The sequence below is a fragment of the Pseudoalteromonas lipolytica genome, from assembly GCF_900116435.1.
Taxonomy (GTDB): Bacteria; Pseudomonadota; Gammaproteobacteria; order Enterobacterales; family Alteromonadaceae; genus Pseudoalteromonas; species Pseudoalteromonas lipolytica.
Window position 1 is genome coordinate 54314 of record NZ_FPAZ01000017.1, and the last position, 21769, is coordinate 76082.

At 42.6% G+C, this 21769-nt stretch carries 24 protein-coding genes; 12 read left to right on the forward strand and 12 right to left on the reverse strand.

Annotation, left to right across the window (positions count from 1 at the left end; all coding sequences use genetic code 11):
- The first annotated feature begins 173 nt into the window (after positions 1–173).
- Together BM378_RS16480 and BM378_RS16485 are read left to right on the forward strand one after the other, a co-directional pair.
- Complete coding sequence (locus BM378_RS16480; RefSeq protein ID WP_036974402.1) at positions 174–1706, forward strand: carbon-nitrogen hydrolase family protein; 1533 nt, start codon at positions 174–176, stop codon at positions 1704–1706.
- Positions 1706–2023 (forward strand): DMT family transporter, encoded by a 318-nt coding sequence (locus tag BM378_RS16485; protein WP_036974404.1) that lies wholly within the window; start codon positions 1706–1708, stop codon positions 2021–2023. Before BM378_RS16480 ends, BM378_RS16485 begins: the two co-directional genes overlap by 1 nt.
- Before the next feature lie 22 nt (positions 2024–2045).
- Here the strand turns inward: BM378_RS16485 and BM378_RS16490 are convergent, their stop codons facing one another.
- Positions 2046–2921: a DMT family transporter gene (locus BM378_RS16490; RefSeq protein ID WP_083422929.1), complete on the reverse strand. Its 876-nt coding sequence runs from the start codon at positions 2919–2921 to the stop codon at positions 2046–2048.
- Positions 2922–3095: 174 nt separating this feature from the next.
- Here BM378_RS16490 and BM378_RS16495 point away from each other — a divergent pair, with 174 nt between their 5' ends.
- Positions 3096–3479, forward strand: coding sequence for an MAPEG family protein (locus BM378_RS16495; RefSeq protein WP_074989622.1), 384 nt, complete (start codon positions 3096–3098; stop codon positions 3477–3479).
- A gap of 60 nt (positions 3480–3539) precedes the next feature.
- Here the strand turns inward: BM378_RS16495 and BM378_RS16500 are convergent, their stop codons facing one another.
- From BM378_RS16500 to BM378_RS16510, 3 genes are all read right to left on the reverse strand, one after another.
- Entirely contained in the window at positions 3540–4745 is a 1206-nt protein-coding gene (locus tag BM378_RS16500; protein WP_036974406.1) for a M56 family metallopeptidase, read from the reverse strand.
- A gap of 9 nt (positions 4746–4754) precedes the next feature.
- Positions 4755–5129, reverse strand: coding sequence for a BlaI/MecI/CopY family transcriptional regulator (locus BM378_RS16505; RefSeq protein WP_036974407.1), 375 nt, complete (start codon positions 5127–5129; stop codon positions 4755–4757).
- A gap of 69 nt (positions 5130–5198) precedes the next feature.
- Positions 5199–5885 carry a pseudouridine synthase gene (locus tag BM378_RS16510; RefSeq protein WP_036974460.1) on the reverse strand — a complete coding sequence of 229 codons (687 nt, stop codon included), beginning with the start codon at positions 5883–5885 and terminating at the stop codon, positions 5199–5201.
- Positions 5886–5965: 80 nt separating this feature from the next.
- On the opposite strand from BM378_RS16510, the gene BM378_RS16515 reads away from it, so the two are divergent.
- Together BM378_RS16515 and BM378_RS16520 are read left to right on the forward strand one after the other, a co-directional pair.
- Entirely contained in the window at positions 5966–6271 is a 306-nt protein-coding gene (locus tag BM378_RS16515) for a DUF6482 family protein (RefSeq protein WP_036974408.1), read from the forward strand.
- Positions 6272–6316: 45 nt separating this feature from the next.
- Positions 6317–6724 carry a GNAT family N-acetyltransferase gene (locus tag BM378_RS16520; RefSeq protein WP_036974409.1) on the forward strand — a complete coding sequence of 136 codons (408 nt, stop codon included), beginning with the start codon at positions 6317–6319 and terminating at the stop codon, positions 6722–6724.
- Between the two features lie 163 nt (positions 6725–6887).
- Here the strand turns inward: BM378_RS16520 and BM378_RS16525 are convergent, their stop codons facing one another.
- The 8 genes from BM378_RS16525 to lptM form a co-directional block, all read right to left on the reverse strand.
- Positions 6888–7247 (reverse strand): HopJ type III effector protein, encoded by a 360-nt coding sequence (locus BM378_RS16525; protein ID WP_074989623.1) that lies wholly within the window; start codon positions 7245–7247, stop codon positions 6888–6890.
- Positions 7248–7256: 9 nt separating this feature from the next.
- Positions 7257–8369 carry a retropepsin-like aspartic protease family protein gene (locus BM378_RS16530; RefSeq protein WP_074989624.1) on the reverse strand — a complete coding sequence of 371 codons (1113 nt, stop codon included), beginning with the start codon at positions 8367–8369 and terminating at the stop codon, positions 7257–7259.
- 68 nt (positions 8370–8437) lie between these two features.
- Positions 8438–9148, reverse strand: coding sequence for an HAD-IA family hydrolase (locus tag BM378_RS16535; RefSeq protein WP_036974411.1), 711 nt, complete (start codon positions 9146–9148; stop codon positions 8438–8440).
- Positions 9149–9158: 10 nt separating this feature from the next.
- Positions 9159–10112, reverse strand: coding sequence for a tyrosine recombinase XerC (locus tag BM378_RS16540; RefSeq protein ID WP_065978885.1), 954 nt, complete (start codon positions 10110–10112; stop codon positions 9159–9161).
- On the reverse strand, positions 10109–10720 hold the full coding sequence (locus BM378_RS16545; RefSeq protein ID WP_036974415.1) for a DUF484 family protein: 612 nt from the start codon (positions 10718–10720) through the stop codon (positions 10109–10111). The genes BM378_RS16540 and BM378_RS16545 overlap by 4 nt, the downstream gene beginning before the upstream one ends.
- A complete protein-coding gene (gene dapF, locus BM378_RS16550) occupies positions 10717–11547 on the reverse strand; it encodes a diaminopimelate epimerase (RefSeq protein WP_036974416.1) in 831 nt (276 codons plus the stop codon). The genes BM378_RS16545 and dapF overlap by 4 nt, the downstream gene beginning before the upstream one ends.
- 64 nt (positions 11548–11611) lie before the next feature.
- The gene (gene lysA, locus BM378_RS16555; RefSeq protein WP_065978886.1) at positions 11612–12865 is read right to left on the reverse strand and encodes a diaminopimelate decarboxylase; all 1254 of its coding nucleotides are present in this window, start codon (positions 12863–12865) and stop codon (positions 11612–11614) included.
- Positions 12866–13048 (reverse strand): LPS translocon maturation chaperone LptM, encoded by a 183-nt coding sequence (lptM, locus tag BM378_RS16560; protein WP_036974419.1) that lies wholly within the window; start codon positions 13046–13048, stop codon positions 12866–12868.
- A gap of 148 nt (positions 13049–13196) precedes the next feature.
- Here lptM and cyaY point away from each other — a divergent pair, with 148 nt between their 5' ends.
- From cyaY to BM378_RS16595, 7 genes are read left to right on the forward strand one after another with little or no spacing between them, the layout of a single operon-like run.
- Positions 13197–13520 (forward strand): iron donor protein CyaY, encoded by a 324-nt coding sequence (gene cyaY / locus BM378_RS16565; protein WP_036974421.1) that lies wholly within the window; start codon positions 13197–13199, stop codon positions 13518–13520.
- Positions 13517–14173: an alpha/beta hydrolase gene (locus BM378_RS16570; protein WP_074989625.1), complete on the forward strand. Its 657-nt coding sequence runs from the start codon at positions 13517–13519 to the stop codon at positions 14171–14173. Before cyaY ends, BM378_RS16570 begins: the two co-directional genes overlap by 4 nt.
- 23 nt (positions 14174–14196) lie before the next feature.
- The gene (locus BM378_RS16575; RefSeq protein WP_074989636.1) at positions 14197–15081 is read left to right on the forward strand and encodes a DUF2914 domain-containing protein; all 885 of its coding nucleotides are present in this window, start codon (positions 14197–14199) and stop codon (positions 15079–15081) included.
- Between the two features lie 29 nt (positions 15082–15110).
- Positions 15111–16049, forward strand: a complete 939-nt coding sequence (gene hemC / locus BM378_RS16580; RefSeq protein ID WP_036974425.1) for a hydroxymethylbilane synthase — start codon at positions 15111–15113, stop codon at positions 16047–16049.
- A gap of 1 nt (position 16050) precedes the next feature.
- Positions 16051–17871, forward strand: a complete 1821-nt coding sequence (locus tag BM378_RS16585) for a uroporphyrinogen-III synthase (protein WP_074989626.1) — start codon at positions 16051–16053, stop codon at positions 17869–17871.
- Complete coding sequence (locus tag BM378_RS16590; RefSeq protein ID WP_065978890.1) at positions 17868–18977, forward strand: heme biosynthesis HemY N-terminal domain-containing protein; 1110 nt, start codon at positions 17868–17870, stop codon at positions 18975–18977. Before BM378_RS16585 ends, BM378_RS16590 begins: the two co-directional genes overlap by 4 nt.
- Positions 18978–19007: 30 nt before the next feature.
- Entirely contained in the window at positions 19008–21704 is a 2697-nt protein-coding gene (locus BM378_RS16595) for a CHASE domain-containing protein (RefSeq protein ID WP_036974432.1), read from the forward strand.
- The last annotated feature ends 65 nt before the right edge of the window (positions 21705–21769 follow it).

Consider the following 21769-nt stretch of genomic DNA (forward strand, 5'->3'; position numbering starts at 1 on the left):
AACAGTAAAAAAGTTCATAATTTGGGCGCAGGATTAAACACGTGTTCACCTGATATTTGCTAAGCTTAGGGTTTAGCATAACAAGCAAAAGATGCAGACTAGAATCAATTAGTTGAGAGAATAGTATGCACATTGCCGCTTGGTTTGTCCTCTCGTGCCTAAAAGGAGTATGTATGCCGGCAGAAAAAACGCATTTAGCGATCTGTAATTTAACGAAAGAGCAGTATCCACAAATAAAAACTTTAATGGATCAAGCCTATCCTGGGCTGGGGGGCGCGTGGCCAAGCCATACGATTTTCAGACTGATTGATCAATTTCCAGAAGGTCAAATCGGGATTGTAGATGATGGCGTTTTAGTAGGCATAGCACTGAGTGTGCAAGTTGATTATGCGCGTTTTTCTAACCCCCATACTTATGAAGATATTGTTGATGGTCATGACCGTGTCTTTAGTGATCCAGAAGGCGATGCGTTATACGGATTAGATGTGGTTATTTCATCGACCCACCGAGGTATGCGACTCGGTCGTCGTTTATATGACGCACGTAAAGAGCTTTGTCGTCAGTATAACTTACGCGCTATTTTAGCGGGCGGGCGTATTCCACGTTATTACAATCACAGCAGTGATATGTCGCCAATGGAATACATTGAGAAAGTTGATCACAAAGAATTATATGATCCGATTCTCAGTTTCCAGCTTTCGAACGATTTTCAGGTAAAGCGACTGCTTAAAAAATACCTACCTGAAGACCAAGAGTCAGTGGGCTACGCTACGTTGTTAGAGTGGAATAACATTATGTTTGAACCCACTGATACTGTGCTTGAATCAACTAAATCTATAGTGCGTGTAGGGGCTGTACAATGGCAAATGCGCTGTGTTGACTCGGTAGAAGAACTGCTAAAACAAGTTGAATATTTTGTGGATACAGTGTCTGACTATAAAAGCGACTTTATTTTATTTCCAGAGTTCTTTAATGCGCCAATAATGGGCTTAACTGAGCAAAGCAATCAAACAGAAGCGATCCGTTACTTAGCTGAGTACACCGAAACTTTTCGCGATGCGATGTCACGTATGGCTGTTGAATACAATGCCAATATTATTACCGGTTCAATGCCACTGGCAGAGGGCGATAAGATTTATAATGTCAGCTACTTGTGTCATCGAAGCGGTAAAATTGATGAGCAGCGTAAAATACATATTACGCCTCATGAACAAAACGACTGGGTTATTCAAGGCGGCGATAAAATTGCGGTATTCGAAACCGACGCGGGGCGTGTGGGGATCCAAATTTGTTATGACGTTGAATTTCCAGAGTTGTCGCGTATTTTAGCAAAACAAGGCCTAGATATTTTATTTGTGCCTTTTTGGACAGACACTAAAAATAGTTATTTACGTGTGCGCCATTGTGCACAAGCGCGTGCTATTGAAAATGAGTGCTACGTGGTTATTGCTGGCTCTGTTGGTAATTTACCTGAAGTTGAAAGCCTTGATGTACAGTATTCACAATCGGCAGTATTAACGCCGTCAGATTTTTCATTTCCACACGATGCGACATTAAACGAAGCAACCCCAAATACCGAAATGCTGTTATTCAGTGATTTAGACATGGACAAGTTGAAGATTCTTCACAGCGAAGGAACCGTGCGTAACTTAAAAGACCGTCGTGAAGACTTGTACGATGTGATACTGAAAAAGAGAGACGACTAATGGCATGGCTATACTTAATTGTGGCGGGGTTATTAGAAATAGGCTGGCCTGTTGGGCTTAAAATGTCGCAAGATCAAGAAAGCCGCTGGTTAGGTATTTCGATTGCCGTGGCGTTTATGGTCGCCAGCGGGTTCATGTTATGGCTTGCACAAAAACAAATACCCATGGGGACATCTTATGCAGTATGGACAGGCATTGGTGCTGCAGGTACTTTTTTAGTAGGTATTTTGTTTTACGGCGATGCAGCCACATTTGGTCGCATCGCGGGTGTATTACTGATTATAAGTGGTGTGATCACGCTTAAAATCAGTCATTAAAAAAGCGGCTATTGCCGCTCTTTTAAGGAAGCATAACGAGTATAGCCGCGAGCGCAATTAACACGAGCCCTGCCGTGTCTTGGCGTTTTAGCGGCTGTTTAAGCAACAGTATTGATACCATTATGGTAAAGAACACCTCAATTTGCCCTAGCGTTTTCACATACGCAACATGCTGTAAACTCATGGCACTAAACCACCCTATAGACCCCAAACAACTACACACACTGACGGCAGTTGTCGTGCCTTTGTGTTGCCACATTTTTGCAAAGGTGTCGCGTTCTTTTAGCGCGATATAAAAACACAACATAACAGTTTGCAGACTAATAATAAGTACTAAAACCCATGCTGCAGAATGCGGAAAACTCAGTCCTGAGTTAAGACTTGCTTCGCGGATCCAAGATGATGAAAGCGCAAATGAAGTACCACAAGCCAATCCCAATAACGCGGTACCTAAGTTGAAGTGTTTGACATTGGCAATCCCACTGAGCAGTAAGACGGCAATGGCACCAATAAATACACCAAACCAACCTAATAAAGACAGCGCAGAACCAAAGAACATCACCCCTAAAATGGCGGCCATTAAAGCCTCACTTTTAGCAAGCCCTGCTCCAACAGCAAAGTTGTTCATTTTAAACAGTTTAACCATTAATCCGGTTGCGACAATTTGTACAACACTTGCACCAACAATATAACCAATAAAAGCAGGGTTGAAGTCGGGGAGTGCGGCTGCTTGATAACGATAAAGGCTCAATAAATACAGCGCTGCAATAGGACTTGCAACAATAAAACGTGCCAAAGTGACCCCTGCTACACTGACATGTGCGCTGAGTTTACTTTGTAATGCATTTCGCCACGACTGCATAAAGGCGGCAAAAATGGTTAAGAAAATCCAAGTCATATTGAAAATAAATTAATGGGGAGAGGCTGTTAGAGTAACAAAGCCGTGTTATAAGCGCATTAGCTTATCGATCAACTTGAGAAAAAATCAGCTGTGTTAGACGGTGTCGTTAAAGGTAGCGGCTTTTTTCTGTTTACGTTAGGGTAGGTGTATACAACAGAATAAGGAAGCGTTATGACAACATTAATACTGTGTGCACTCATTGCTGTATTATTGCCTTATTTAGCGAAAGCGCCCGTCGCATTTGCACAAAATAAGCTTGCGGGATACGACAATAAACACCCAAGAGAGCAGCAGAGCAAACTAACAGGATTTGGCGCTCGCGCGTTGGCTGCACACCAAAACAGTTTTGAATCTTTGATTGTTTTTGGTGTTGCTTTAGCGGTCGTTATGAGTACTAACAATGTGTATCACGTTACCGAAACATTGGCTATTATGCATGTTGTTTCACGTGTTATGTACTGCATTTTTTACTATATAAACCAAGATATTCTGCGTTCATTGGTTTGGCTCGTTGGTTATGTTTGTGCCGTGGCGATGATTGCAGTCTGTTTATAAAAACCACAAAGCAAGCGGCTTAAAAAAGGCGCTTGCTTTAGGGTCTTTGGTGCTCGTTAATTACTTAGAGCTCACTTTAATTTTCTCAATTAAATCCTTCGCTTTAACGTTTTCATCCAAAGCAAAGTCGAGCTGCACGAGGACATTTTTATAGCCTGATTCAGTTGGCGCGTATTGCCATTTTTTTAGTGCGCGCTTAGCCTCTCGGTTAAATACATCCTCAGGCTCAGCACTCACAACACTGATATTGCTGGTGGCCCCGCTGGGTGAAATGTCGTATTTCAATACAACTGAGCCGCTTATTCCTTGCTCTACTGCCTGCACTGGATAGATAGGCTCTACACGCATCACAGCTTGGTAGTCTTTTTCTTTCTCTGCATTCACAGGCTGTTTTGCAATTGCAAAGCTACTAAGCATACCGGCCGCAAAAATAACAAGCGCTGTTTTTGCAATAAACGAACTATTATCGAGTTGTTTAATTTGGTTGAGTCTTTGTAACATGGTGTTTTTATCTCCGTATTGTGAGTAAGCCATGAGTCCCACGGTGCTAAAGCTTGCACAATGAACTAATGCCTTGCTGTATAGAATTCGCTGTTCCGTTGATTTATCTTTTAGTACGTGTTCATCGCATGAAAGCTCTTGCAATCGACGCAGGCTTGCATAGCCCAACCAGGCGAGTGGGTTAAACCAAATTAACAAGGTGCCCATGAGCGCCAACGCGTTAATTAAATTATCTTTACGATGAATATGGACACATTCATGCTCCAAAATAAGGGCTAAAGCATGCTGGTCGTAATTAATGTTGTAATTAGATGGCAGGACTAATTTGGTTTTTATCAGCCCAATCACTAAGGGTGAACTGACTTTTTCACTTTGATAAAAACGTAATCCTTTATAGTTGTCATTAGGGGTCGCTATTGGCTTTAATTTTAAGCGAGTGAGAAACTGATAATGAAAGTACACGGCACAGAGCATAAGTGTAATTGTTATTAGGCTATAAATAGCGAACCAGCTCAGTGATAGCTGTGGCGTCACTGGATTAGATGGGGTAATGGTAAACTGACTAATGAACTGATTGTGTATTGGTTTTAAATGATCAGGCAAATTTGCCAACATTAAACACGCAGGGAGTAATGCCCATAACGCATAAACAAGGCGAGCAGATACGTGGCTGAGGAGCTTTCGCTCAAGAAGGATAAGAAATAAAATAGCGCAAGAGATAAAAAGTTGCTGCTCTAATAGCCAATTAAAAAACGTTTCGAACATGACATCACCTTACTTTTGCTGCTTTTCCCAATCATTAATGACTTTTTTAAGCTCATCAATGTCGTTTTGAGAAAGTTGTTCAGACTTTGCAAAGCCGCTAACCAGCGGGGCTATACGGCCATTAAAGAAACGTTCAACAAAGCTTTGGCTTTCTTTTAGTGTGTACTCTTCACGCGCAATGCAAGGCGTGTAGTTATACAGTCGCCCTTGTTTTTCAAAGCTGAGTGCGCCTTTTTTAACTAAGCGGCTGAGTAAGGTTTTTATGGTTTTTTCGTGCCACTCTTTATCGTCACTCAAACGCTCAATAACTTGGCTGGCTGTCGCAGGATAATCGAGCCACACGGCATCTAATACTTCGAATTCTGCTTTTGAAAGTTCAATCATTTTATTGCCTACACATGTAATCTTTAATTAAAGATTACAGCTGTAGTCAAATAATGCAAACTTTTTTTGTTAGATGATGTCTGTTTTTTCGATACGGGTTGTTTGCCCTTCTGCAAGGCCGAGCTGTTCGATAGATAAATTGGCAATTTCAATTCTATAAAGATCAATAACCTTGTAGCCACAATAGTGCGCCATTTTGCGAATTTGACGGTTAAGCCCTTGCCTTAAGGTAATCATAAACTGCTGCTCATTTACTTGCGTTACTTCACACGGAAGAGTGATGTGTTTATCGACAGGCACGCCATGTGCCATTGTTTGGCAGAAGCTGTGATTTAACGGTTTATCGACCGTGACCAGGTAGCGTTTTGGCTGATGAAAGTCTGGGTGGATTAATTGGTTACAAAACTCACCATCATTGGTCAGTATTAACAGTCCGCGGGAGTCTTTATCTAAGCGGCCAATGGGGTAAACGCGAGTTTCGCTCGGTAAAAAATGGATAAGGCTCTGTGCATCGCTACGATTGAGTTTGCAATCAATGCCTACGGGTTTATGGTAAGCAAAATAAACCATTGGTGCTTTTCCTGTGATCGTCTTTCCTTCCACAATCACTTCATCTTCGTCGTTTACATGGTCAATATGATTTGCCGCTTGGCCATTAACCCTTACAACGCCTTGGTCAATTAAGCGTGAGGCTTGTTTACGAGAGCATATGCCAGCATGAGCAATATATTTAGCAAGCCGTACTTTTTCTACCATGGATGATTTTTGCACAATTAATTTGATCACAGTATACCAAATTCACGTATAGATAACTCTATACACAAAGAGGATTTCACATGGCGATAAAGTTATCTGAACTTGCAGCGCACCAACCACTGCAAAAAGTTATTGTGCACTCATTGGAAATGGCGCTTTATCAAGTGTCTGTGGTTATCAATAATGTGGAGTACTATGTTACTGACGAGAAAGGCGAGTTTATCCGTGATTTGAGCCCGCTGCATATTCAAAAGCGACTTGATCATTTGAGCTATGGTGAGATGGTGTTACGCCATACCAGTGCGTACGATGAAATGTGTGGCCAGCCAGAAAAACTTGCAAGCAACATGCTAGAAGTCCCTTACGGAAAAAATCATTTATACTGAATACGTTAAATGCTTATACTGAGTCATAACATTTATAGGTATGCTATGTATCAATTAAAAAGTGATGACTCGGTAGAGCTAAACGATGAGCTAAGGGCGCATGTTGTTGCATTTAATAAGCAGCACTTTAATGCTGAACGCGTGCCGTTAGGTTTTAAATATGTGAATAAAAATTGTGATACCGTTGCAGGTATTCATGGTTATGTATTTGGTAACTGGCTGCTGATAAGTTGGCTGTGGTGCGACGACTTTACACGAGGTAAAGGGCTTGCAACGCGTTTGCTCCATGAGTTAGAAACCAAAGCTATTGCGCTTGGGGCAACGGTCGCTCAACTCGATACGCTTGATTTCCAAGCTAAACCTTTCTACGAAAAAAACGGCTACCAAGTGGTGTACCAAATGGCAAATTACCCACTCAACGGCTGCCGTTATTTTATGGAAAAAAAGCTGTAGTTATACCAATCCGCAAAAATACTTAATCATTTTGAGTGATCAAACCAGTCGCTACCTGCGTTAAAAATTTCTGATTTAGAACAACTAAATAACTAAATTTTTGCCTTGTTATCAACGCGGTTTTATTGCCTCAAAATAGACCACTTAATTAAGCGGAATGGTATTATTTTGCTTTTAGTACATTTTCTTCGCTAAAGGTGATCCCCAAAAACGGCGTAGTCTCAGGTGCGAGCATAAATGTGCGTATATTCATGTGATCTTGGCCATCAGGGTGTTTAACAACGTCTTCACGGTAAAACGCGCCAAAACAATCGAGGGTGTTTTGTTTGCTGAGTTGATTAAGTTTGGCAAACGCGAAGATTTTACATGATCCATTATTCTCATTGGCTGAACTAATTAGTCCGTGATTATTGAAACCACTGGGCGTAAAGTCATAATGACGATCAATTACCGCCATTGTATCGGTAAACTCGATTAAATGGGGTGTTTCAGCTAATTTTTGTAAGAAGTCATTGAGTGTCATGTTTCGTCCTTAATAAATAGTCTTTGTTAACTCTAACTCATCCAGTTGCTGATTGATATTAAACTTAAATTTCTCTAAAAAGTTCATACCAAGTAGGCCGAAGCCCGTGTGATTGTTGATAACCAAAATATCAAAGTCATCAACTTTTTGCTGGCCTATGCGAAACGATTGTACTCGATAGCGTTGTGCTTCAACGAGCCCATTCGCCGTATTTACGTGTAAGGTGTCAATATAGCGGGCCGGTTCGCTGAGTGTATTCAATAGCGCTTGGTCAATAACGGTAAAGCTTGCTCCCGTATCAATCATGAGCGTGGCCTCAATCTCATTATTAATAACGCTACTAACAAGGTAATGCGCCCCTCGGGGAGTTAATTTCACTTTCTCAACGCCTGCCAAAGCATGCTGTATTTTTTGCTTAAGTTGGTCGGATTGTGTTTTAAAGGCATGGTTATTAGGTAACTGCTCTAAACTTATTTGACTCGCCACATAGTCACCTAAGTGGTAGTAAGCCAATGCATGAATATATAAGTAGTAGGCATGATAGGGCGCGTATTCTAACCATTGCTGGCTGTGTTCGAGCAATTGCTGCCAATGTTGTGTGTTAATTAAGTGATTGCTGTGTAAAGTAGTGAGCTCTTCTATTTGCTGAGTGAGGTCACTGTGCGGATTACTGTCTAATTGATCACTTAGCGCCATCAAATTTACAATACCCTGTTGTACATAACCTTGATTAATTAAGCGTTTTGCATCGAGCTTTAACATGGCGGCATCGTATGGATGACTGTTTAAAAAGGCGCTTAGAAATTGCTCGCTGATATGCTCGTGCTGCTCTAGCAGCCATGTTTCAACGGTTTGTTGCCATGCATGTTTAAGTTGCTGTGCGTATTGCGGTGAATTGTCCTTGAGCTGCGAGTATGCGGCAACAGCCTTATCGAATTGTTGGTTATTAAACAATGTGATGGCGTGCTCAAATAGCTTAGGTTGAACAGCGCTATTAACCTGAGTTGCTGTAAATTGCTGTTTATCTGCTATCACCGTGGTCTCTTGACGACTGAGCTGCCAAATAAAGTAGCCATTAATGCTTAATGAGCACAGTAGTAAAAGTTTCAGCAGAGTATTCATTTATTTTGCCTAAAAATCTCAATGATTAGAGGATTACTTTAGCAACAACCGAGACCGTGTAAAAATAGTTACTCTTTAATTAAGTGATTTAATGCAAAAATATCTTCAATTTCAATATCCGCCAGCCCTTTGTATTGATAATTAGTCGCTTGGTTATTTAACCAAACACTCTGACAGCCCGCATTATTAGCGCCTTGTACGTCAGTGTCTAAGCTATCACCAATATGCAAAATTTCACTGTGAGCGACATTTAATAACTGCGCTGCGTTATTAAATAAAGCAGCGTGAGGCTTTGCTTTACCATGTGGGCCTGCTTGAAGCACTAACTCAAACACCCCATTTAGATTAAACTTTTCAACCTCGACATTGCCATTAGTAATCGCGATTAAGCGAAAATGCCTGCCAAGCTTTTCAAGTAATTCAAGCACATCATCAGCAACGGTTATTTGACTACGAGCATCTGCAAAGGCCTGATATGCTTGTTCGGCATGGTGCTTGGCAAGGTCGTGTTCAAAGCCAAGATCCTGCATTGCATATAACAGGGCTGCTTGTCGCCAACGAGTGACATCGTCAACCAAGGTTGCGTCTTGTTTTAATGCATTATCGCGACATGTCAGCCAGTAGTTCATACTGTCGGCAGGCCATTGCTCAATATTTGCTAAGTAGTCAGCTTGGGCTTGTAAGGCTGATTTTATGATTGGATGATTGTTGTATAAGGTGTCATCTAAATCAAAACTTAGAACAGAAACGGGCGATAAGGCACGATTAAATCGGATCATAATTACAGGGTTACTCGGGTGTTGAGCGCTTTTTAGCGCGTGGGTGGGTGTTGTCGTATACTTTGGCTAAATGTTGAAAATCAAGGTGTGTATAAACTTGAGTCGCAGACAAACTAGTGTGTCCCAATAACTCTTGTACAGCACGCAGGTCACCCGACGATTCTAAAATATGTGATGCAAATGAGTGACGTAACTTGTGCGGATGTACTTGTGAGCTGATACCTTGCTTGATCCCCCACTCTTGCATGCGCAACCGTACATGACGTATTGAAATACGTTTCTTTTGGCTGCTGACGAATATGGCTATTTCATCAGGGTGTGCAAATTGTGGGCGAATTTTTAGCCATGCTTTTAACGCACTTAACGCTTTACTCCCCACGGGCAGTAAACGCTCTTTGTTGCCCTTACCCCGTACTAAAATTTCGCCTTCTCGGGGATTGATATCTTGTATGTTGGCACCAACTAACTCGCTAATACGCAAGCCCGATGAGTACATTAACTCCATCATCGCTTTATCACGAATAGCGAGAGGATCGTCATCGGGTAATTCTAGCAATTTTGCCATTTGATCAACGTCTAAATTTTTCGGCAAGGGTTTTGAGAATTTAGGCCCTTTAATAGCTTCAGCAGGGTTATGGTAATGTGCCTGATTGGCAATGTTCTTTGCTTTTAAAAATTTATACAAGCTGCGAATACAGCTGAGCTTTAAACTAATGGTGCGGCCACTTAACTGTTTACTGCGCAGCTGCATACTGTAGCGGCGAATATGCTCACCTTGAACCGTAAACCAGTTCTCACTGAGCTTACTAAAATATAAAGCGGCAAAGCCGAGCTGGCTGGTGTATTGGTTTATGGTGTGTACCGAATATTGTTTTTCGTAACGTAAGTAGTCAGCAAAAAGCTGGATGGGCGTACGCCATGCATCGCTTAATTCATTAAGGTCTGGCGTTGTTACGTCGCTCATGCAAGTTCCAATAACCGTAGCTGTAATGAGCGAACGAACTCAAGCACAAAAAAACTGTCTTTAGCGGGTTCAAAGTGGTTAACATCATCACTGCCAAACGCCAAAATAGCGACAGGGTGGTTGCTATTTCCAATCAAATACAAGGCAGTTGATTGGGTTGATTCTGAAAATAATAAATCGCGTTCTTGCTGATTCACTCGTCCTAAGTAGATGCCGTCATTTTGTAAACGGTGAGCAATTAAATCATCGTATTTTTTTTCATACTTTACTAACTGACATTCATTGATTAGCGGGTTTGTGCAAATAATATTGCGCAGATTATTTGCCAGCGTTTTGAAGTCGTAGTTAGTCCACAGTTGGCGATGGCATTCGCTAAACAAACGATGAATCAATTCATTTTCTTTTGCTTGTGCAACTAACTGCTCAATTTTATTTTTTAATAAGGTGTTGTGTTCACGCAACTGACGCTGCTGAATGTGCACTAATGATGTCGCAGCAGCCGTTTGCTGTTGCAACTCAAGTGTCGCAAGAACATCTGGATTATTTATTAAAAAGTCTGGATGTGCCTTTAAATACTCAGCTACATGTTGTTCTGTTAGTTTACTCATAATGCCACTTGTCCGTCGAATACATGCTCTGCAGGCCCTGTCATTCTTACTGGATGACCTTCACCTTGCCAGCGCACTTGTAAGCTTCCTCCTGGTAAGTCAACTTGTACAGTGCTTGCCAGTTTACTTTGTATTTGACCAATCACCACCGCTGCGCACGCCCCTGTACCACAGGCTAATGTTTCATTTACGCCTCGCTCCCACACTCTTAGTTTTATGTGGTCTTGTGAAATAACCTGCATAAATCCTACATTTGCGCGCTGTGGAAAGCGTTCATGGTTTTCAAGTAGTGGGCCTAAGGTTGCGACTTCTGCGGTTTGAATGTCGTCGACTTCTAACACGCAGTGCGGATTCCCCATCGACACGGCACCGCTAAAAATGGTGTGCTCTTCAGTGCGAATAATGTACGTTAACTCGCGTTTACTTGCCTTGAGAGGAATTTTGTTTGGCTCAAAGACCGGATGGCCCATGTTTACGGTTACTTGACCATCTTTTTCTATGTATAAGGTTAAGTTTCCCGACTTGGTTGATACGGTAATTTTATGTTTGTTGGTCAAGCCTTTCATGCGCACAAAACGCGCAAAACAGCGAGCACCATTGCCACATTGTTCCACTTCGTTGCCGTCAGCATTAAAAATACGATAGTGAAAATCTAAATCAGGAGAGTAAGGGGCTTCAACCATAAGTAATTGATCGAAGCCGATACCAAAGTGGCGATCTGCCAGTTTCTTTATTTGATCACGTGACAAGAAAACATTCTGCGTGATGTTATCAATAACAACAAAGTCGTTACCTAGGCCGTGCATTTTTGAGAAATTAACTAACATAGCGCTCTAATTCGGATTTGCTCTGAGCTAATCATGCCACAGAGCAGGGCGGTTATAAAAACGTTTATGGTAAAATTTTCTCACCTTGCCAAAGGCTTTCTAAGGTTTCACGTTGGCGGATTAAGTGGCTTTGCTTGCCATCGACCATGATCTCAGCGACGCGTGGACGTGAGTTGTAATTTGAGCTCATGGTAAAGCCGTATGCACCAGCACTGCGTTGCGCCAGTAGGTCACCAGCATGTAGCGCAAGCTCACGGTCTTTTCCTAAAAAGTCACCCGTTTCACACACTGGGCCAACAATGTCGTAGTTTTGACGTGGCGTGCCATCTTCGCGCGGTTCGACAGGCACAATTTTTTGCCATGCTTGGTAAAGAGATGGGCGCAGCATATCGTTCATACCGGCATCAACAATGGCAAAATATTTGTCTTGATTCTGTTTAATAAACTCAACTTTGGTCACTAAAATACCCGCATTAGCTGCAATGGCCCGACCGGGCTCAAAAATAAGCTCTAAGTCTTGATAATTAGCTAAGCGAGATGTGATTTTATCAACGTATTCACTTGGGTGAGGCGGTGTTTCACCATTATAAGGCACGCCTAATCCTCCACCAATATCTAGGTGGGTAAGTGTGATATTCACGGCTTTTAATTCTTCGATTAAGGTCAGCACTTTTTCCAGAGCCGCTAAGAAAGGCTTAATTTCTGTAAGCTGTGAGCCAATGTGACAGTCAACCCCAGTAATGTTTAAACCTGGAAGCGATGCTGCATATTGATAAACGCTGACCGCTGTTTGAATATCAATACCAAATTTATTTTCTTTTAAACCGGTTGAGATATACGGGTGTGTTTTGGCATCGATATCCGGGTTCACGCGAATCGAGATAGGTGCAACACGGTTTAGTGAAGTTGCTACTTCTGATATACGGTCTAGCTCAGCAACCGACTCAACGTTAAAACACTTGATCCCCAATTCAAGCGCGTAGGCAATTTCGTCAGCAGTTTTTGCAACGCCAGAAAATACCACTTTACTGGCATCGCCACCGGCTGCAATAACGCGAGCTAACTCGCCTTTAGAAACAATGTCAAAACCAGAGCCTAAGCGCGCTAAAATATTTAATACAGCAATGTTTGAATTCGCTTTAACGGCGTAACAGACTAAACTTTTGTGTGATTTAGCTGCCTCGGCGAAAGCGAGATAATGGCGCTCAAAGGTTTTACGTGAATAGATATAGCAGGGCGTACCGTATTGGTCGGCAAGCTCTTTGACAGCGATGTCTTCAGCGAATAGCTGATTATTATTGTAGTTAAAAAAGTCCATCTATTGGTCCTGTTTTTGCTCTGGTTGTTCGGATGGATCAGCCTGTGGCTGAGATTCTGCTGGCTTTGCAGTATCATCTGGAAGATAAAGCGCACCGCTTTGTCCACAGCCCACCAGAGTGAGCATAAGTAGGGCACTAAGAGGTAAAATTGTTTTAAATTTTTGGCTATGAGTCTCTTTCATTAGATTAATACGGTTGCTGGCTTTATAATCGCAGAGTAACAGAATATTTAAAAAATGCAGCTATTCGCGGATGAATTTATTCCTGTTACACTTGATGTACACAATCTGCCTCCAGATCTAGGCTTAAAGCCCGTTAAAGGACACTAAAATGACTGATCATGAATACCACACACTAGCCGATGCGTTGATGCTAACAATTGAAGAGCAAATCGATGAATGTGATGCTGATTTAGACTACGAGTCTGCATCAGGTATTTTAGAAATCATCTTCCCAGATCGCAGCAAAATAGTGATCAATAAACAAGCGCCATTGCACCAAGTGTGGGTGGCAACTAAATTCAATGGTCATCACTTTGAATTGCGAGACGATAAGTGGATTGATAATCGTTCTGGTGCTGAGTTCTGGCAATTTATGTGCGATGCGGCTACGCGCCAAGCGGGTCAACCGATCGAGTGGCGTTCTGAGTTATGAGTTTAGGGTTTGTAGAATACCCCGCGCAAGGTGAACATAAGGCAACCGTTATTTGGTTGCATGGCTTGGGTGACTCGGGAGAGGGGTTTGCCCCTGTTGCTCCGCAGTTAGCGATACCGAAAGAGCTCGGTGTGCGGTTTGTGTTTCCTCATGCGCCAGTGCAACCGGTCACCATTAATGGGGGCATGGCGATGCGCTCATGGTACGACATTAAATCGATGGATTTAGATAAGCGTGCCGACGAACAAGGCGTACGAGAGTCTGCTGCTAAAGTGGCTGAGCTCATTGATCAAGAAATAGCGAAAGGCATCCCCGCGAGTAAAATTATTTTAGCAGGGTTTTCGCAAGGGGGAGTCGTGTCACTGCATTTGGCTCCACGTCTTGATTATAAGTTAGCAGGTGTCATGGCGTTATCAACGTATGTGTGCGCACCCGATAAGTTGGCTGACGAAGCTAAGCAACAGGCGTTAAATATATTTATGGCGCATGGGCGTATGGATGATGTTGTACCGCATAGCGCGGGCAGGCAAGCATTTGACGTACTGAGCGCAAATAACATGGAAGTTAGCTGGCAAGACTATCCGATGGCACATCAGGTGTGTGGTGAAGAACTGATGGCTATTCGAGCGTGGTTAATTGCTCGCTTAAGTTAATTTTTGGTTGTGAAGAGGCCAACATGACAAACAAACTTGTAATAACAGCAAATATGAATTCGGCGGAGCCTGCAAGCACATCACCCACAGCGGTAACGTACCAATGGCATTGGCGACGTATTTTTATGTTCAGTGGCGTGATTTTAGTGGCCCTGGCGACTGTAATATACAGCTTCGTAGGTGCTGTGAGTGCTGAGCAAAGTGAACAAGATGAGCCGCACACTGAGTTGACTACCGCTGTATTACAAGCTCCTGATAATAATCTTGCAGCAGAGCACGTTGACGAGAACACAGAGGACAGTGCAGAGCAGCCCGATGTGAATACCCCTGACCTTGTGCCTAATAGTGTGGCCAATGAGCCAGAAACTGAGTCTCTCAAGCCCAAAACACACGTGCAATCACTGGACACCGTTACTTCGCAAGACACTCAATTACCGGCTAAAACGACCACAGACAGCGAAGCGAAGCCTGAAAATAACGATGAACAGCAGCTCGCTTTAGCACCTAATAATAAAGTGCAGCAGTTTTCACAATCAGCTCATGTTGCCAGCGTGGCCATTGGCGCTAAAATAGATACAGATAAAGTGAGCCGTGCGGTATTAACCACCGATGTTGTTGATCGAGAACCAGTCAATGTTCTAAAAAACGATGTAAGATTAGCGGACATTACGCATAGTTTGAGCTTCTTTAGTGAGCTTAGAAATATGCAAGGGCAAACGGTTCGTCATCAATGGTATTACCAAGATGAGCAGCTAGCCTCTATTGAATTAGCAGTAAGCAGTCCGCGTTATCGCACTTACTCGACAAAAAATATTATGCCAGAACAGCTTGGTGAGTGGCGTGTTGAAGTCGTTGACGCACAAGGCACTTTACTTGCACAAAAAGAATTTAGAATTTTAGCTGATTAAGTTCAGCCAGATAAATAATTGGATTTTTCATGACACAGACAATCAAACGCGTTCGAATTGCCACTCGTAAAAGTGCGCTAGCGCTATGGCAAGCAGAATTTGTAAAAGCCCAACTTGAACACTTTCATGACGATGTGACAGTTGAACTCGTTCCAATGTCAACGCAAGGCGATATTATTCTTGATACCCCTTTGGCTAAAATTGGCGGTAAAGGCTTATTTGTAAAAGAACTTGAGCAAGCGATGCTTGACGGCCGCGCTGATATTGCTGTTCATTCAATGAAAGATGTACCGGTTGAGTTCCCTGAAGGGTTAGCGTTGCATACTATTTGTGAGCGTGAAGACCCACGAGACGCATTTGTATCAAACAACTTTAAGAGTTTAGATGCGTTACCACAGGGTGCAATCGTCGGTACGTCAAGTTTACGCCGTCAATGTCAAATTCGAGAAGCGCGACCAGACTTAGATATCCGTGATTTACGCGGTAATGTGAATACTCGCCTAGCGAAACTCGATGATGGCCAATACGATGCAATTATCCTTGCCGCTGCAGGTTTAATTCGCCTTGAAATGCCAGAACGAATCACTGCGTTCATCGAGCCAGAAGTCTCTTTACCTGCAAATGGTCAAGGTGCAGTTGGTATCGAATGCCGTATTGATGACGAAGTAACTAAAGCGTTACTGGCTCCGCTTGAGCATACAGAAACGCGTATTCGTGTTAATGCCGAACGCGCTATGAATCGCCGCTTAGAAGGCGGTTGTCAGGTGCCAATTGGTGCTTTTGCACTCGTGAATGATGATCACGTTTATTTGCGTGGTTTAGTTGGCGCGGTTGATGGTAGTCAAATGCTGCGCGACGACGTTACAGGCCCAGTAGCTGATGCTGAGAAGTTAGGCATTGAACTCGCTGAAAAGTTATTGGCGCAAGGTGCAGACAAAATTTTAGCTGACGTATACAGAGACGCGTAATATGCATATTTTGATAACTCGTCCAGAAGGAAAAGGCACTGAGCTTGCACTTGAGCTTCAGCAGGCGGGTTATCAAACGACCCTGTGCCCAGTATTGACGCTTGATTATCTTACGCCAAGTAGTCAAGCACTCGCGCCGCTTGAAAATGCCGACAAAATTATTTTTATCTCACAAGATGCCGTTCACGCATTATTAAAGCTTACCCCCACAATTAACAAAACTGCGCAGCTTTATGCGGTTGGCCAACAGACGGCAGATGCGATACATGAGGCATTTGGGCGACGCGCAGCAGTTCCTAAAAAACACGACTCCGAGGGCTTACTTGCACTAAAAACACTGCAAGATGTAGAGCTTAGCAATATTGTTTTAGTGAAAGGAGAAGGTGGGCGTACCACAATAGCAAAAACATTAAAACAACGTGGTGCCGTGTTAAATCAACTTGTTGTTTATAAGCGACGTGCCATAGAAAGCGAATCAGGTAAGTGGATGGACCACTGGCAAACAGCGGGTGTAGAGGGTATAGTCATTACAAGTAATGCGGCTGTTGATGCCATTTTTAATGGCTTAAATGAGTCACAGTTGGCATGGTTGAAGGGGTGTCAGTTTTATGTTGCTAGTGAACGTATCGCTGAATACCTACAACAAAAAAATGTCATTAGAACACATATACATATTGCTGCAGGGGCTAGTGATAGCGCTATGTTCGCCTGCATTAATCAGCAAGGTAGCAAAATGAGTGAATCAGATCTAAAACAGTCAGCCAAACCTGCTGCGGCTGAACCAGCAAAAAAGGCAGCAGCGGCTAAGCCTGCATCAAACCAAGTGGTTCAGCATAAAAAAGGGATAAGTAAAACCGGTAGTTTGGCACTGTTGATTTCACTTCTCGTTGCTTCAGCGGTCGGTTATGAGTTTTACCATAAACTGAATAGCGATCAGCAGTCTACTCTGGCATTTAACGAGCTGACAACTGAAAACCAACGTCTACAGCAACAACTCGATGCCATCAAGAATGCTCAGCAAACTCTGCAACAAGCTTTGTATAATAGCGAGCAAAAAGTCGCGGATACGTTGCGTGATAATGCCGAACAAACTCAGCAACAACTGCAAGCCGCTTTAAAGCGTGCTGAGCAACAAAGCTATACGTTAAACCCACAAGAAGTGACCAGTCTGCAGCGTATGGCTGAGTTTAAGTTGTGGGCTGAGCATGACTTTCGGGGAGCGGCTGCTGTTTTATCACGATTAGACAGCTTATTAGCAGAGCATCCTGGTACGGGGGCTATTCGCCAAGCAATTCATCAGGACTTACAAACTTTGAACGGCATTGACCCAGTGGCTGTTGAAGCGATTTATTTAAAGCTGCATGGCATCAATCAAAAAGTCGATGAGTTGGTATTTAACGCGATTTCATTACCTGAAGAAGTCAGCCAGGACGATCCTAATCAATTAAGTGAAAATGTCAGCGAATGGCGTCAGAATCTTGCAAAGTCGTGGCTGCAATTCAAAGATTTTTTTGTCACGGTTCGTACGCGAGAAGACATGGTTGTGGCGCCGTTTTTAAGTGAGCAAGAGCGTCATTTAGTTAAACAGCGTTTAAGGCTCTATTTAGCACAAGCTCAGGATGCGATTTTAACCAAGCAAAGTAGTGTGTACTTTACAGCGGTTGAAGCGGCACATGCGCTTGTTAAAGACTACTTTAAGCAAGATGATGCCGTGACTAAAGCTGCATTAAAGAGTTTAACTGAGCTTTCTAAAGAGCAACTCGATTTTAATCCTAACGTGTCATTGCAAAGTACGGAGCAGGTGAAGGAGTGGGCACAATGATCCGCTTTTTATTGCTGATAATTGCGATTGCAGTCTGTTTAGGCATTGCTCCTTTTTTTATAGATCAAAAAGGCTATGTACTGATTGCGTTCAATAAAACGACCATCGAGGGCACTATATGGGGGGTTGCAGCCCTTATTGTGCTGGGGTGTGGTATTGCTTACTTAGGGTATAAGTTGGTGCGTTATTTATGGTCGTTATATAGCCATACACGCCATCGTTTTTTTGCCCGCAGTGAAGAGCGCAAACAAGCGGCTATTGAACAAGGCGTATGGAGTTTGATTAATAACGACTACGCAGAGCTTGAATTAGCACTGGATAACAACAGTGTCGCAGAGCCGTGGACCGATATACGTTATGCACTGCTTGCCAAAGCTGCACTGGCGAATAATAACAGTGAAAAAGCGATTAGCTATCTTGATAAAATCAACCAAGCAAATCAATTAAAAGTGGCTAATTTATGGCTTGCTAGCGGTGAATGCAGCACGATCTTTGCGGAATTAAAAACGTTAGCCGAGCGCAAAAAAGCAACAAACCTAGAGCTCAAAATGTATGCTCAGGTATTAGTTCAAGAGCAGAAATGGTCTGCGCTTGATGACTTTATGCCACGATTACTGCGTAAAAAAGTGCTCACAGAAAAAGAATGGCAACAGGTGTTTGACCGTTATTTTGCAGCGCAGGCTGACACCTCGTTAACCGAGCGTTTTGAGCAACTGACAAAGAACTTAAAACCAATGGCAGAAGTAAGTTACTTAAAAGCCATGGCGCGCGCAGGAAAACTAAATAAAATAGAGCTAAGCTTAATTAAAATGATTAAAAAGCCTCTGCAACATAAAGACTTAGCTCGTATTCTTCGCACTAGTGCAGCAGGTGATGCGCTAAAACTGCAGGCCAGTTTGCAAGATGTATTGAAGAAAGACACCGAAAATACCGACCTTCTTCTTGCGCTTGCGTGTTTAGCCAATGCGCATGGCGAATACGATTTAGCTGCACGTGTGTTTGATAAAGCACTGAACGCAACGAATCGTGACGACTACTTACAGCAAGCCGTATTGAGTTACAGTAAGAGTGGGCAACCAGACAAAGCATTGGTTCTGTATCAATAATTTTATGACTGCCAGTTAAGGAGTGATGGCTTGAAAAATGCGTTTACGTTAACAATAAGTATCGCTCTAGCCTACTTTTTTACGGGGTATTTAAGCAATTCTTTACTGGCAATCGACGGCTATGCTGTTGCAGCTTGGCCTCCATCGGGTATTGCTCTTGCCAGTATTTTACTCAGCCGAAACCGAGCACTCCCTGGGGTTTTGCTGGGTGCATTTCTGGTTAACTTAATTCATTTAGATAACGTATCCGACATTTTGCATTGGCAGATAATGCTGCAAGCAATCGGTGTAACCCTTGCCTCAACTTTTCAAGCTTGGCTTGCGTATTACATTATTATCCATTTAGTAAAAAATCCACTCGAACTTTCTTCGCTAAGACAAAGCGTACAAGGGCTGATTATTGGCGGTCCATTGTGTAGCTTAATAGCTGCCTCTGCAGGCACCGCATTATTGGTTATCAATGATGTGATCCCCCATTATATGGCGTTAAACAATTTTGTTGCTTGGTGGATTGGTGACAGCATTGGTGTACTGATTTTTACTCCATTGGTACTGGCTGCGTTTAGTTACAATCACATTCAACAACGTGTTCAAATTATTGTGCCGTCTCTGGTGATTTACATGATTATTTGTGTCAGCTTTTATGGCGCATCAAGTGTAAAAAAAGCTAAGGACGAGCAACGTCAACAGACTAAAGTAAGTGCCATTAAGACTAATTTAGAACACCGTGTTGGTGAAATACAGTCTCATCTAGCGTTACTGGCGACATTTTTTGCTAGCAGCGATGACGTTGATTTTAGAGAGTTTAAGCGCTTTACCTCTCGACAATTGCAAGATAGCACCGAAATAGCTGCATTTGAGTGGGCACCCAAAGTCATTCACTCACAGTTGAGTAATTACGAAAACTTACTGCGCGATGAGTTAGGTGACGACTATTACGTAAAAGAAAAAAATACTGAAGGTGAATGGCAAGCTGTCAGCAAACGCGATATTTATTTTCCAGTGCAGTACATTCATCCCTTGATTGGAAATGAAGCAGTGAAAGGCTTTGACTTGGCCTCAAGTGCGGTCCGTTTTGAGGCGCTGACCAATTCGCGCTTGAGTAAAAGTGTCACCGTCAGTGAACCTATTTCGCTTATGCAAGGGGGCGGGAATGAACGGGGAGTGCTGTTTTTCAACCCTGTGTATGCGGATTTACATCACCAAGTTGGTTTTAAAGGTTATGTTGTGGCTGTCGTTAACTTAGAGGTTTTGGCACAAACGCTTAACTACAACCAAAACACCGATATTGATGCCAGTTTTTATGATATGACGGATGGAGATAATCCCACCGAAATATTCAGTCCGCAGCGGGTTGGTACAAAGGTAATAGCGCATTTTAATTTCATTGTTGGTGAGCGTGTTTGGCAAGTAAAGCTGTGGGAGCCGGTTAAGCAATCCTCATGGCTTGTGTATTGGTTTGCGCAAATAGTGGGCATGCTATTCGTATGGTTGCTGATTACGTTTTTAATCTCGGTGACGGGCACGAATATTCAAATTCGTCAGCAAGTGGCAAAACAGACACAAAGCTTACGAGAAGAAAAATTAAAAGCCGATAAAGCCAGTCAAATTAAAAGTGAGTTCTTGGCTAATATGAGCCATGAAATCCGCACCCCAATCAATGGTATCAAAGGGTTACATTATTTGGCGTTACAAGAGCAAGATTGGCAGCAAGCCCGTGCTTATATCGAACAAGCAGATGGTGCGCTAAACGTGTTACTGCGCGTTCTTAATGATGTGCTAGATTTTTCGAAAATCGAAGCTGGGCGATTAGAGCTGCACCAAGAACCTGTCGATATTAATAGCTTAATTAATGAGATCAGTAATTTAATGCAGTTTGAACTGAACTCACGCTCACTTAATTTTGTGGTTGATTACGACCGAAGTGAATCATTAGTGATTCAAACAGATGCTATTCGGTTGAAACAAATTCTGCTTAATTTACTTAATAATGCCGTTAAGTTCACCCCTGAAGGCGAGATCACGTTACGAATTTGGCAAGAAAATAAGATGACTTATTTTAGCGTCATTGATACGGGTATTGGAATTAAAAAAGAGGTGCAGGAGCAGCTATTTCAACCATTCTCTCAAGCCGATAGTTCGACATCTCGCCGCTTTGGCGGTACGGGACTCGGTTTAAGCATTTGTAAAAAGCTTATTGATTTAATGGGCGGAGACATAAGCCTCACGAGTGTTGAAGGGCAAGGCTCTACCTTTACATTCACAGTGCCGTTTGAGTCGCCTTTAGAGGCTGTCATCCACACGGATGACGTGCTATCAGAAATTGACATTTCGGCGATTTCATTTGCGAATGTGGCTATTTTATTAGTGGAAGATAACCCGCTTAACCAGCATGTGGCATGCGCTATTTTAAAAACAAAAGGGTGCCTTCCCGATGTTGCCAAAGACGGTCACGAAGCAATTAAGATGATTAGTGAAAAGAGTTATGATTTAGTACTCATGGATATTCAGATGCCGAATATGGATGGCTTGCAAGCAACGCAAGTTATTCGTAATGAATTATTAATAAATGACCTACCAATTATCGGCTTATCAGCGAATGCGCATGATGATGATTTGAAAAAAGGGTTGGCCAGTGGCATGGATGGATATTTAACGAAACCCATTGATGCCGATAAACTCTTTAAAACCTTGTGGTATCACTTACAAAATAAATCAGTGAATTAATGCAGACAATTGACCTCAATAAAGTAAATAAAATCATCTAAACTTGAAATATCAACGCGGGTACG